Source organism: Brevibacterium sp. R8603A2, from assembly GCF_023072605.1.
In the GTDB taxonomy this organism is placed as follows: Bacteria; Actinomycetota; Actinomycetes; order Actinomycetales; family Brevibacteriaceae; genus Brevibacterium; species Brevibacterium pityocampae.
This window is the reverse complement of the sequence record NZ_JALLGN010000008.1, coordinates 71,494-84,314: the sequence shown is the minus strand read 5'-3', so window position 1 is coordinate 84,314 and position 12,821 is coordinate 71,494. Positions and strand designations below refer to the sequence as shown.

8 protein-coding genes and 1 pseudogene are annotated in these 12,821 nt (G+C 72.0%); 3 read left to right on the top strand and 6 right to left on the bottom strand.

Annotated features, from left to right (window positions below):
• Positions 1–172: 172 nt before the first annotated feature.
• A complete protein-coding gene (locus MTQ12_RS09595; protein ID WP_247618418.1) occupies positions 173–1,969 on the bottom strand; it encodes a serine hydrolase domain-containing protein in 1,797 nt (598 codons plus the stop codon).
• Positions 1,966–3,405 (bottom strand): APC family permease, encoded by a 1,440-nt coding sequence (locus MTQ12_RS09590; RefSeq protein WP_137318331.1) that lies wholly within the window; start codon positions 3,403–3,405, stop codon positions 1,966–1,968. Before MTQ12_RS09590 ends, MTQ12_RS09595 begins: the two co-directional genes overlap by 4 nt.
• Before the next feature lie 192 nt (positions 3,406–3,597).
• Between MTQ12_RS09590 and MTQ12_RS09585 the strand changes: the two genes are divergently transcribed.
• Positions 3,598–4,641: an NAD(P)-dependent alcohol dehydrogenase gene (locus tag MTQ12_RS09585; protein WP_247618417.1), complete on the top strand. Its 1,044-nt coding sequence runs from the start codon at positions 3,598–3,600 to the stop codon at positions 4,639–4,641.
• Between the two features lie 66 nt (positions 4,642–4,707).
• Here the strand turns inward: MTQ12_RS09585 and MTQ12_RS09580 are convergent.
• Positions 4,708–6,738 (bottom strand): annotated as a pseudogene (locus MTQ12_RS09580) (heavy metal translocating P-type ATPase); the annotation flags it as partial.
• A gap of 354 nt (positions 6,739–7,092) precedes the next feature.
• Here MTQ12_RS09580 and MTQ12_RS09575 point away from each other — a divergent pair.
• Positions 7,093–8,124: a proline racemase family protein gene (locus tag MTQ12_RS09575; protein ID WP_247618416.1), complete on the top strand. Its 1,032-nt coding sequence runs from the start codon at positions 7,093–7,095 to the stop codon at positions 8,122–8,124.
• 192 nt (positions 8,125–8,316) lie between these two features.
• Here the strand turns inward: MTQ12_RS09575 and MTQ12_RS09570 are convergent, their stop codons facing one another.
• Positions 8,317–9,669, bottom strand: coding sequence for an MFS transporter (locus MTQ12_RS09570; RefSeq protein WP_247618415.1), 1,353 nt, complete (start codon positions 9,667–9,669; stop codon positions 8,317–8,319).
• A 93-nt stretch (positions 9,670–9,762) separates the two neighbouring features.
• Between MTQ12_RS09570 and MTQ12_RS09565 the strand changes: the two genes are divergently transcribed.
• Complete coding sequence (locus tag MTQ12_RS09565) at positions 9,763–10,680, top strand: siderophore-interacting protein (protein WP_247618414.1); 918 nt, start codon at positions 9,763–9,765, stop codon at positions 10,678–10,680.
• 142 nt (positions 10,681–10,822) lie between these two features.
• Here the strand turns inward: MTQ12_RS09565 and MTQ12_RS09560 are convergent, their stop codons facing one another.
• Together MTQ12_RS09560 and gcvH are read right to left on the bottom strand one after the other, a co-directional pair.
• Positions 10,823–12,367, bottom strand: coding sequence for an L-serine ammonia-lyase (locus tag MTQ12_RS09560; RefSeq protein WP_247618413.1), 1,545 nt, complete (start codon positions 12,365–12,367; stop codon positions 10,823–10,825).
• A gap of 14 nt (positions 12,368–12,381) precedes the next feature.
• Positions 12,382–12,777: a glycine cleavage system protein GcvH gene (gene gcvH, locus MTQ12_RS09555; protein ID WP_247618412.1), complete on the bottom strand. Its 396-nt coding sequence runs from the start codon at positions 12,775–12,777 to the stop codon at positions 12,382–12,384.
• Positions 12,778–12,821: the final 44 nt, after the last annotated feature.

Genomic DNA, 12,821 nt, shown 5'->3' with positions numbered 1-12,821 from the left:
CCCCACATGCGCGGTCTGCCCATCGACCTGCCACATGTGCTCGATCAGCACGTCGACCTGTCACGTGCGCTCGAGAATCCCCGCTGAGATCGAGCCGGAGTGACAGGTCGACGGAAGGGCGCGAGCATACCTGACGGCTCGATGGCTCAGCGCAGCCGCCGCTGATCGTCTCTCACCGGTGCAGTGCTGGCTGCGCGGCCCCGCCCTGCGCCTCGACCGTGAGCTTCTGCACCTGCCCGAAGGGGTTGAGCTCGAGAGCGACCGTGCGGGTTGCATCTGGTCCATGCACCGTCCAGCGCGCCCGGGTGGGGCTCCGCCACACCACATCCGGCACCCCCGCCGAGGCGCCCTCTCCGGCACCGTGCCTATGCTGGGTCGCCGGTTCCGGCACGGCAGGGGACTCCCCCGCTGCATCGGCGGTGCCTGAGCAGGATCCGGCTGAGTCGGAACCACCCGTCACCGGTCCGCCCACCTCGGCGCCGGCCTCGCCCGTGGCGGCGAGCACGGCGTCGAGGACCGCGCGCCTCTCCGCCCGCGGCACGTCCAGGTCCATGTTCGGGCTGAACAGCGCATCCGCCTCGGCGTCGTCCCAGGTCCGGAGGAGCCGCTCGACCCGCTCCGCGACACGGCGGGACTCCGCGGCGACCGGCAGCTCGATGCCGAGACGCTCGACGAGCGGCTCGCTCGACGGCGTCGGCCGCTCGCCCGTGGGTGCCGCCGTCCGCTGCTCGGCCTCGGCGGTCACCGCCGGCTCGACGTTCTCCCCCGTCACGGCACCGGCTTCGGCTGCGGCGGACACCGCTGCCCCCGGCCGCCCGGCAGGGTCGCGGTCGCAGCCGAGTGCGGTGACGCACGCCTCGGCGGCGCCGGTGGCGATCGTGCGGGCCGGGAAGTAGGTGATATCGCCGAACACGATGACGGCGGAGCGCGTGGCCGGGTGCCAGCGCATGTGCGAGCCGAAGCCGGGGTACCCGCCGGAGTGGTGGACGAACTCGCCGAACACCGGGTCGGTCGAGGAGTGGAGGCCGCAGCCGTAGGAGTTCGCCGACGGCCCCCCGGCGGAGGCATCGATCCCGATGAAGCGCTGCGGCTGCTGGAGGTCGCGCAGGGGGCGCGCCCACGGGTCGGCCCCCGCGCCATCGCCCGACTCCTTCGCAGGGCCTGCGGCGGTCTCGAGCGCTCTCACGTCGAGCAGCCTGCCGATCCAGGCCGCGATGTCCGGCACCGTCGACCACAGTCCGCCGATCGCGGAGAAGGCGCCGGGCCGCGTCGGGACGAGATCCTCGAGGCCGCCGTCCGCAGTCCGCCGGAACCCGGGCACGACCGCCGCTGGAGGGAGCGCGGCGACGTCGAACCCGGAAGACTCCAGGCCCAGCGGCCCGAGGATCTCCTCGGCGACGACCTCGGTGTAGGGCCGGCCGGTCGCCTCCTCGATGACCCGCCCGAGCAGCGCGTACCCGAGGTTCGAGTACTCGTACCCGGTGCCGGCGGCGAACCGCCGCAGCGGCGACCGGGTGACGAGCTCGCTGAATTCTGCTGCGGTCATCGCCTCGAGCCGGTCCGCCCAGGGGTCGTCGGTGGGCAGGCCGCCGGCCATGGTCAGCGCGTCGCGGACGGTGATCGCACGGATCGGGGCACTCGCCTCCGGCACGAACTCGGCAATCGGATCGTCGAGGTCGAGGCGCCGGTGGGCGGGGATCGCCCCGTACCGGATCCCCAGCACCGCGGCCGCGGTGAAGGACTTCGTCATCGAGGCGATGCGGAACGCCCGGTCGAGGTTCTCCCCGTCGACCAGCCGGCCGTCGAGCACGAGCCCCCAGGCAACCTCGGGCGCCGGATGCGCGGCGAACGCCTCGGCGAGGTGGGCGCGCACGGCGGCGCATGCCCGCGCCTCGGTACCGGCTCCCGGACCGGCACCGGGCACGGCGCCGGCCGCCTCGGCTGCGGTCAGGCTCTCCCCCGCGCTCACTCCGACTCCCGTCGCTGCGCCTCGACCTCGTGGCGGTGGAGGTGCTCGTAGGAGTCGCCGAGCAGCGCGCGGAGCGCCTCGGTGCGCGGCTTGGCGCGGGACACGGCGTAGAGGACGATGCCGAGCACCATCCACACGCCGAGGATGATGTACTCCGCCGGCCACACGAGCGAGGCGCCGGTGCCGGGCACGATCGCCCAGACGATGACGAGCAGCGCGCCGATCGCGCCGACCGCGGGCAGGAACCACAGGCGCGACACGTAGGGGCGCTCGAGCTCGGGATAGCGGCGCGGCAGGAGGTACTTCGCGATCACGACCATGCACCACACGATGCCCAGGTACACGCCGCCGGTGTCGAGGAACCACACGACCGCGCCCGGGCCCAGCCAGCCGAGGCCCAGGGTGACGGCGGCGGTGAAGATCAGGCTGATGTGCGGGATGCGGCGCTTCGGGTGGATCGCGGCGAGCTGCGCGGGCAGGAGGTTCGCCCGGCCCATCGCGACGAGGATCCGCGAGCTCGCGACGAACAGGCCGAGGAAGCTCGTGAGCAGGCCGAGGAAGGCGATGAGGTACGCGCCGATCCCGAGCAGCGGGAAGCCGGCGGCGTCGAAGGCGGAGACCGTGCCGAGGTCCATAGCGGCGATCTCCTCCCATGGGTGCACCCAGGCGGTGGCGGCGAGCACGAGGCAGTAGAAGCCGCCGGCGCCGAGCACGGTGATGACGACCGTGCGGCCGATCTTTCGGGCGGAGATCCGGGCGTCCTCGGCGAGCACCGCGACGAGGCCGAAGCCGGCGAGGAAGGTCATGCTCGGGACCACGAAGCGCAGCGTGTCGGCGATCGCCGAGTTCTCCGGGTGGTAGGCGGGGAAGAAGTTGTCCGGCGAGCCGGTGGTGAAGCCGACGACGACGAGCGCGGCGCCGATGACGATGATCGCGACGAACAGCGCGAGCTGCACCTGCGCCCCGACCTCGATGCCGAACCAGTTGAGCGCGAAGAACAGCACGGTGAGCACGACGCCGACGAGGAGGACGGGGAGGTACACCGTCTCCCCGTTGATCGTATAGAGCGGGATCGTGTTGAACACGGGGAAGAAGTTGCCAAGCAGGTACCCGAACGCGGTGACGTAGAACGCGAGCGAGGACACGTAGGCGCCGAGCAGCATCCAGCCGGTGAAGAACGCCGGCCCGCGGCCCATCGAGGTGTAGGAGTAGACGACCTCGCCGCCGGCGCGCGGGAACGCGGTCGTGAGCTCCGAGTAGGCGAGCGCCACGCAGGTCGCGAGCAGCACGCCGATCGCCAGGCCGAACACCACGCCGCCGGAGCCGTAGGAGTCGAACAGCGTCGAGTTCGTGTAGATCCAGCTCGACCCCACCACTCCGGCGACCCCGAAGGCGAGGAGCTGGAACACTCCCAGGGATTTCTTCAACTCGGCCACGTGCGTTCTCCTCGCTCTGCGGTCGGCCCGCGCACCGCACCCGAGGCGCCCCGCGGCGCCGGTGCCCGCGCCAGCTCGACCTGTCTCACCAGGACGATCGTCCTGCTCGGGTCTCGATCTTCAAAGGCTTGCCCAACATACCTTTGAGTGACCCGGAGCACAAGCCCCGGGGTGAAGCATAGACTTCTGCGCATGACTGCTGTTGCGTGCTACCAGGCCACCGCCCCCGACCAGCCCCTGACCAAGGGCACCCTCGACCGCCGCGAGCTGCGGGCCGACGACGTGATGATCGAGATCGAGTTCGCCGGGATCTGCCACTCCGACATCCACACGGTGCGCGACGAGTGGGGCGGCTGCCGCTACCCGATGACGCCCGGCCACGAGATCGTCGGCCGGATCTCCGCGCTCGGCTCCGCGGTCACCGACTTCGCGCTCGGCGACCGGGTGGGCGTGGGCTGCCTCGTCGACTCCTGCGGCGAGTGCGCGCAGTGCGCGGCGGGCAACGAGCACTACTGCGAGACCGGCTCCGTGGGCACGTACAACAGCACCGACCGGGTCGACGGCTCGGTGACGCAGGGCGGCTATGCCACCCACATCCCTGTCAGCCGCCGCTTCCTCATCCGCATCCCCGAGTCACTCGACCCGGCCGCAGCCACCCCGCTGCTGTGCGCGGGCATCACCACCTACTCCCCGCTGCGCAAGTGGCAGGCCGGGCCCGGCTCGCACGTCGCCGTCGTCGGCCTCGGCGGGCTCGGGCACGTCGCGGTCAAGCTCGCCGCCGCGATGGGCGCCCGGGTGACGGTGTTCTCGCACTCGCTGGCGAAGGAGGCCGACGGCCGCAGGTTCGGTGCAGCGGACTACGTCTCCACCGCCGAGGACGGCTTCCACCGCGCCCACCGGGGCGAGTTCGACCTCATCCTCAACACCGTCTCCGTCCCGCTCGACACCGACACCTACCTCAAGATGCTCCGCCCCGAGGGCGCCTTCGTCCTCCTCGGCCTGCCGCCGGCACCCCTGTCGGTGCAGCCGGGACTGCTCATCGGCGGTCGGCACACGGTCGCCGGCTCGAACATCGGCGGCATCCGCGAGACGCAGGAGATGATCGACTTCTGCGCCGAGCACGGGATCACCGCGGAGATCGAGCTCATCGAGGCGGACGCCATCAACGACGCCTACGACCGGGTGGTCGACTCCGCCGTGCGCTACCGGTTCGTCATCGACGCCAAGACCTTCTGAGCCGCTGACGAGAGGAGCGACGGAGCGCGACCGCGCACGCCGAGGCGCCGGAGCACGCTCGGCTGCTCATCCGCGCTCCGCAGCCCCCGCGGTCTCCCGGCGTGAGGCATCGTCCTGCTCGGCGATCGGCGCGAGGTTCTGCGGATCGAGCTCGGTCCGGCGCAGCAGCTGCGCGTTGAGGGCGACGATGATCGTCGAGAGCGACATGAGGATCGCGCCGACGGCCGGGGAGAGCACGAAGCCGAGGGGCGCGAGGACACCGGCGGCGAGCGGGACGGCGAGCACGTTGTAGCCGGCGGCCCACACGAGGTTCTGCATCATCTTCCGGTAGCTCGCGCGGGACAGGTCGATCATCGAGAGCACGGCCCGCGGGTCGTTGCCCGCGAGCACCACGCCCGCGGACTCCATCGCGACGTCGGTTCCGGCACCGATCGCGATCCCGACGTCGGCGCGGGCGAGCGCCGGCGCATCATTGACCCCGTCGCCGACCATGGCGACGGACCGCCCCCGGCCCTGGAGATCCGCCACTGCGGAATCCTTGTCGTGCGGGAGGACGTCGGCGAACACCTCGTCGATGCCGAGTTCCCGGCCGACGGCCTCGGCGACCTGTCGGGCGTCGCCGGTGATGAGAGCGACCTGGACCCCACGGTCCCGGAGCGCCTTCACCGCGGCCTGCGATTCGGGCCGGACGGCGTCCTCGAGGGCGACGGCGCCGATGACGCGGTCGTCGGCGATGACGTGGACGATGCTCGCTCCGCGCCCGGTCCACTCCTCGATCCGGTCGGCGAGCTCCGACGGCGACTCGAGCGACATCTCCTCGAGCAGGTTCGGTCCCCCAACCGCGACCTCGGTCCCGTCGACCTGGGCGCGGACCCCGCGCCCTGCAGCCGACGAGAAGTCGTTGCCGGTCAGCGGGTGCCCGGCGGCATCGTCGTATTCGGCGGCTGCGGCGGTGATGGCGCGGGCGACCGGGTGCTCGCTGCGCGCCTCGGCCGCGGCGGCCAGGGCGAGGACCCGCCCGTCGTCGAGGTCGTCGACGGAGGCGACCGCCGCCACGGTGTGCGCACCCCGGGTCAGGGTGCCGGTCTTGTCGAACAGCACGGTGTCGATCGACCGCATCCGCTCGAGGGCGATCCGGTCCTTGATGAGCACCCCGGCGCTCGCGGCGCGCTCGGTCGAGATCGCGATGACGAGCGGGATGGCGAGGCCGAGGGCATGCGGGCAGGCGATGACGAGCACGGTGACCGTGCGGACGACCGCCTCGTCCGGGAAGCCGATGAGCAGCCAGACGAGGAAGGTGATGATCCCGGCGCCGAGCGCGAACCAGAACAGCAGCGCGGCCGCCCGGTCGGCGAGCGCCTGGGCGCGGGAGGAGGAGTCCTGCGCCTCGGAGACGAGCCGCTGGATCCCGGCGAGCGCGGTGTCGTCCCCGGTCGCCTCGACCTCGATGCGCACGGAATCGTCGACCGCGACGGTGCCGGCGACGACGGTGTCCCCCGCGGCGCGCGGCACGGTCCTGGATTCTCCGGTGATCATCGATTCATCGAACTCGGCATGGCCGTCGACGATCCGACCGTCGGCCGGGACGCGCCCACCGGAGCGCACGAGGACGGTGTCACCGGCGGCGAGCTCGGCGACGGCCACGGTGACGGTCCCGCCGTCGACGACCTTCTCGGCGTCGTCGGGCAGGAGCTCGGCGAGCGCATCGAGTGCGCCCGACGCCGCCCCGAGCGCCCGCATCTCCATCCAGTGGCCGAGCAGCATGATGACGACGAGCAGGGCGAGCTCCCACCAGAAGTCGAGCTGGAAGCCGCCGACCCCGAGGCTGGTGATCCACGAGGCGACGAAGGCGACGGTGATCGCCATCGCGATGAGGAGCATCATCCCGGGCCTGCGGGACCGGAGCTCGGAGATCCCGCCGGTCAGGAAGGGCATCCCGCCGTAGAGGTAGATCACCGTGCCGAGCACCGGGGCGACCCAGTGGGCACCGGGGAACTCGGGCACGGACAGACTGAAGAACCCGACGAACATCGGGCTGAAGGCCATGACGGGGAGTGCCAGCACCAGGCTCAGCCAGAACCGGGTCCTGAACATGGCGGCGTGATCCCCGTGTCCACCGCCGTGGCCCGAGTGGCCGCCGTGGTCGGAGTGGCCGCTGTGACCGGAGTGATCTCCGTGACCGGAATGGCCGCGACTGGGATGGCCGTGGCGGTCGGAATGCTCCTCGTGCGCGGCGTGGGCGTCCTGGTGACGGGCGTCCGAAGAACTCATGTGAACTCCTCGATCGTGTCGGGTGACTTCGCCCTTCGATCTTATACCCCCTAGGGGTATCGTGAACAGGGGGCTCCACAGTTCCGTCGGTCACGGTGCGCGCCCCGCGCCTGCAACAATCGGGGTGGAGCCGGAGAACGCATCCGCTCGCCACCCACCGCCGCAGAGGAGCACACCGACGTGCCGAACCCCACCCTGTCCGAACCGATCCGCACCACCGACTACCACACCGCCGGGGAGCCGTTCCGGATCGTCGCGGAGACCCCGCCCCTCTCCGCCCCCACCGTCGCGGACAAGCGGCTCGAGGCGATGGCGGACCCCGCGGTCGACGGGCTGCGCCGGCTGCTGTGCTCGGAGCCGCGCGGCCACGCCGACATGTACGGCGGCTTCATCACCGCACCCGATGACCCGGGCGCGCACTTCGGCGTGCTGTTCTGGCACGCGGACGGGTTCTCGATCGCGTGCGGGCACGGGACGATCGCGCTCGGGACCTGGGCGGTGGAGACCGGCCGGGTGCCCGTGGGAGCGGGCGGCACCACCGACGTCGTCATCGACGTCCCGTCCGGGCGGGTCACCGCCCGGGTGAGCACCGATGCGGATGGGCGGGTCGCCTCGGCGGCGTTCGTCAACGTGCCGAGCGTCCACCTCCACTCCGGCGTCGAGGTGCACACGGGTGCCGGCACGGTGCCGGTGTCGATCAGCAGCGGCGGCGCGCTCTACGCGAGCGTCGACGCGACCGCGCTCGGGCTCCTCGTGGTCCCCGAGAACCTGCCCGAGTTCATCGCACTCGGCCGGGAGATCAAGGCCGCGCTCGAAGGAACGGAGTTCGCTCGGCACCCGGAGGACGCGCGGCTCAGCGGCATCTACGGGGTGATCTTCGTCGAGCACCTGGGGCTCGAAGACGACGGCAGCCCGGTGCAGCGCAACGTCACGGTGTTCGCCGACGGCCAGGTGGACCGCTCGCCGTGCGGCTCGGGGACCGCGGCACGGATGGCGACCCTCGCCGCCGAGGGCGTGCTCCACCTGGGTAATCGGCTCGTCCACGAATCGGTCGTCGGCACGCGGTTCATCGGCCGCATCCTCGAGGAGACCAGCGCGCACGGGCTCGAGGCGATCGTGCCCGAGGTCACCGGCAGCGCCCACCGGACCGGGGAGCACACCTTCACCGTCGACCGCACCGACCCCCTGGTCCCGGGCTTCGTCCTCCGCTGAGGGCGGTGCCGGGGACGAGCCGGAGGGATAGTGCCGCGGCCCGCACCTCGGCCCCGGCTATCCGGGGCGTTCCGGCGCCACCCCAGTGCGGTCCGTCGGCTTCGGGGGCACTCCAGTGCGGATACTCACCGGTATCCGCACTGCAGTGACCCGGGAAGACCCCGATTCCGGGCTCGATCGGCCGCGCTGCGCTCAGTGTGCCCGTTCCTCAGCAGCGAAGGCCCGCACGCCGTGCCGCTGGGCGTGGAGGGCGGCGAGCCCGGTGCCGAGGAGCGCGAGCCCGCTGGCGATGACGGTGACGAGGACGTACCCGAGGCTGCCGGCGAGCCAGGTCATGAGCGCCCCGGACACATAGCTGAAGAGGATCGCGGTCGAGGCGAGCAGGGTGAAGTCGACGCCGGCGGATTCGACCCGCGAGTAGTCCATGTTCACCGTGTACACGACGGTCGATGCCGCCGCCATCGCCGCGACGTACAGGCACACCCCGGCGACCACGGCCAGCCGGGAACCGTCCCCGCCCATGAGCGGCAGCAGGCCGAGGGTCGCAGCGGCGGCGGCGATTCCGGTGGCGAGGATCATGGTGCGGCGGCCGAACCGGGCGAGGAGCCACCCGCTGCCGAGCGAGGCGGCGATCGCGGGGAAGCCGAGCACGATCCCCATGAGCACGCCGATCGCGGTGAGTGACCAGCCGGCGTCGACGAGCGCGACGGTGAGCAGGCCGTAGGCCGCGGTCACCCCACAGAGGAAGGCGGGCATCGCCGCGAGCGCCCAGAAGCGGCAGCCCGACTGGGCGAAGAGCGAGCGCATCGCCCGCACGGAGGCGCGCAGACCGTGGGCGGCGCCGGCGAACCCGGCCGGTGCCCCGGCGGAGTGCGGGTGGGAGCTCGCCGAACGGGGCAGGACCCCGGCCCCCCGCGGCAGAGGCTCCGCGAACCGGAGCACGAGGACGAGCGGGAGGAGGGTGAGCACGGTGAGCGTGACGACCGCGGCCGTCCAGCCGATCGCGTCGTACATGACGACGACGAGCCCGCCGCCGAGGATGTTGCCGAGCCACGACCCCGCCCCGGCGAGTCCGTTGGCGACCCCGCGGTGGCGGGCGTCGACGATCCGCACGGCGAGGGCGTCTGCGGCGATGTCCTGGGTGGCGCTGAGGAATGCGTAGGCGCCGATGATGAGTCCGAGCGCCCCGAGCTGCGTGGCGGGCTCGCGGATGAGGAGCAGTGCGAGGACGCTGAGCGCGAGCAGCGGCTGGACGACGAGGATCCAGTTCCGGTAGTGCCCCGTGCGGGTGCGTCCGACAGCGTCGACGAGCGGCGCCCAGAGGAACTTGAGCGCCCACACCGCGCCGATGAGCTGGAACGCGGCGAGCTGCGCGAGCTCGATCCCCTGCCGCCGCAGGATCGCGACGAGGCCGAAGTAGATGAATCCGACACCGACGTACTGGGCGGTGTAGAGGCTACCGAGGAGCGGGACGCTCGTGCGCAGCGGCGGGATGGGGAGGCCGCCGGCCGCGGTCGGCGCGGCGGACGGGGCATGCATGGTCATGCGATAAGGCTAACCTCATTTGAGCATGTTCGTGTAACCTAATTTCCGGAAACCCGATCCCGGGTGCCGCCGAACACAGAGGAGCCCGCCGCGATGACACCCCCGCCGAGGACCGTGAGCTCGACGCTCCTGTCTGCAGCGACCGCGGTCTACGGCCGCTTCATGGCGATCGCCCCGCCGCGCGAGGAGTACGTCCTCCACCGGCTCACCGTCACGGCGAACGTCGAGGTCGCCCCGCGCGTCCGACGGATCACCCTGGCCGCGGAGTCGCTGCGCACCTTCGTCCCCGTCGGACCCGACGAGTACTTCGCACTCATCCTGCCGCGCCCCGGGGTCGCGCTCGCGCTGCCGGCTCCCGAGGTCCTCCAGGTCGCCCGCGCAGTCCGCGACCTCCCGGAAGACATCCGACCCGACGTCCGCTGCTACACCGTGCGGCGGCACCGGCCGGGGCGCGGGGAGATCGACGTCGACGTCGTCACGCACGGGGACGCAGGCCCGGGGTCGGCCTGGGCACTGCGGGCGCGTCCCGGGGACGAGGTCGGTCTCAAGGAGGGCTCGGCGGGGTACCGCCGTCCCGCCGAGGGTCCCCAGCTGCTCGCCGCGGACGAGACCGCGCTGCCGGCGCTGGCCCACATCGCCGAGGAGCTGGCCGGCACACCCGACGCCGCGCGGGTCCGCGCCTTCGTCGAGGTCGACAGCATGGACTCCGTCGCCGACCGGCCGGAGTCGATCGACATCACCTGGGTGGTGCGCGGGTCCGCACGACCCGGCGATCTGCTCGCGGGGGCCATCTCCGAAGCGCTCGCGACGGGAGCGGACCACGGCACGGAGCCGGGTGCAAGATCAGGTGAGGGCAGCACGGCGGGCGCCCCGGACTTCACGAGCGCGTGGCTGTGCGGTGAGGGCGGCGGGGTCGCGCGGATCCGCAGGCTGCTGCTCACGCGCACGGCGCTCACCCGCCGCTCGGTGTTCTCCAAGGGCTACTGGCAGGCCGGCCGGCCCACCGAGTGATGCCGGCCCGCACCTCGACCCCGGCTATCCCAGCCGTTCCGGCGCCACCTCAGTGCGGTTCGTCGGTTCCGGGTGCACTGCAGTGCGGATACTCACCGGTATCCGCACTGCAGTGCACCGGGAGCGGCCAGGCGCCCCCCGCTCAGCACTCGACGACGTTGACGGCGAGCCCGCCGAGCGCGGTCTCCTTGTACTTGTCGCTCATGTCCGCCCCGGTCGCTCGCATCGTCGCGATGACCTCGTCGAGCGACACCCGGTGCTCGCCATCGCCCCACAGCGCCATCTTCGCGGCGTTGATCGCCTTGCCCGAGGCGATCGCATTGCGCTCGATGCACGGCACCTGGACGAGCCCGGCGATCGGGTCGCAGGTCAGGCCGAGGTTGTGCTCCATCGCGATCTCCGCGGCGTTCTCCACCTGCTGCACCGAGCAGCCGAGCACCTCGGCGAGACCGCCGGCGGCCATCGACGAGGCGGATCCGACCTCACCCTGGCAGCCGACCTCGGCCCCGGAGATCGAGGCGCGCTCCTTGTAGAGCACGCCGATCGCACCGGCGGTGAGGAGGAAGCGGACGATCGCGTCGGCGCGCGCCGCCTGTCCGCCCTCGACAACCTCGGTGACGTAGTTGAGCGCGTAGTAGAGGACGGCGGGGATGATCCCGGCCGCCCCGTTCGTCGGCGCGGTGACCACGCGCCCGCCCGAGGCGTTCTCCTCGTTGACCGCGAGCGCGATGAGGTTGACCCACTCCTGGTAGTACTTGGGGTCCTTGCCCGGGTCCTCGGCCTTGAGCCGGAGGAACCAGTCGTGGGCACGGCGGCGCACCTTGAGCCCGCCGGGCAGGTAGCCGGAGCGGTCGAGCGAGTTCATCGTGCACTGGTCCATCACCGAGTAGATGTGGAGCAGCCCGCGCCGGATCTCGTCCTCGTCCCGGCTCACCTTCTCGTTGGCGAGCATGACCTCCCAGATCCGCAGGTCCTCGCGGCGGCAGATCTCGAGGAGCTCCGCGGCGGTCTCGAACGGGAACGGCACGCCTCCTGCCTCACCGGATCCCGCCTCACCGGATCCCGCCTCACCGGATCCCGCCTCACCGGATCCCGCGGCCGAGGTACCCGCCGGGCTCGTGCCATCGGCCGGCTGGGCCATGGCGGACGGATCGGAAGCGCTGTCCCCGCCCCGAGCATCGGCTCCGGCCCCGGCCTCGCCACCCGCCGCGAGCGCGGCGTCCTCGGTGGCGGACACGACGAAGCCGCCGCCCACGGAGTAGTAGGTCTCGTGGGCGATCTCCTCGCCGCCGGCGTCGAGCGCGCGGAGCTCGAGCGCATTGGGATGGCGCTCGAGGATCGTCAGCGGGCGCTGCCGCAGGTCGTCGATCCCGAAGGCGATCTCCTTCGCATCGGCCAGCCGGATGCACCCGGTGCTGCGCATCCTCTCGGTGCGCTCGACGATCTCATCGGGCTCGACGAGATCCGACTGCACCCCTTCGAGGCCGAGCAGGATCGCGTCGAAGGTGCCGTGGCCGCGGCCGGTCGCGGCGAGCGAGCCGAAGACGTCGACCTCGAGGGAGGCCACCTCATCGACCCGCTCGCCGATGAGCTCGGCGAAGCTCGCGGCCGCCCGCATCGGCCCCACGGTGTGGGAGCTCGACGGGCCGATGCCGACGGTGAAGAGGTCGAAGACGCTGATCGCCATGGGACGGCCCCGGATCAGGTGGTGGCTTCGGCGTAGGCGGCGGCGTCCATGAGCTCGCCGGCCGCGGACACGGCCACCTCGAACAGCCAGCCCTCGCCATAGGGGTCGGAGTTGATGATGCCGGGGTCGTCGGAGGCGGCCTCGTTGACCGCGACGACCTCACCGGTCACCGGCGAGTAGAGGTCGGAGACCGACTTCGTCGACTCGACCTCGCCGCAGGTCTCACCGGCGGTGATCGTGTCGCCCACGGCGGGCAGGTCGACGAACACGATCTCGCCGAGCTCGTCGGCGGCGACGGCGGTGATGCCGACCTTGACGGTGGAGCCGGTGACGGCGCCGGCGCTCGCGTTCACCCACTCGTGCTCGGCGGAGTAGGAGAAGTCCTGCGGGAGCTCGGGCAGATCTGCCATGGTGTGTCCTTTCGTGGATGCCGAGGCGGCCTCGGCGGTGCGAT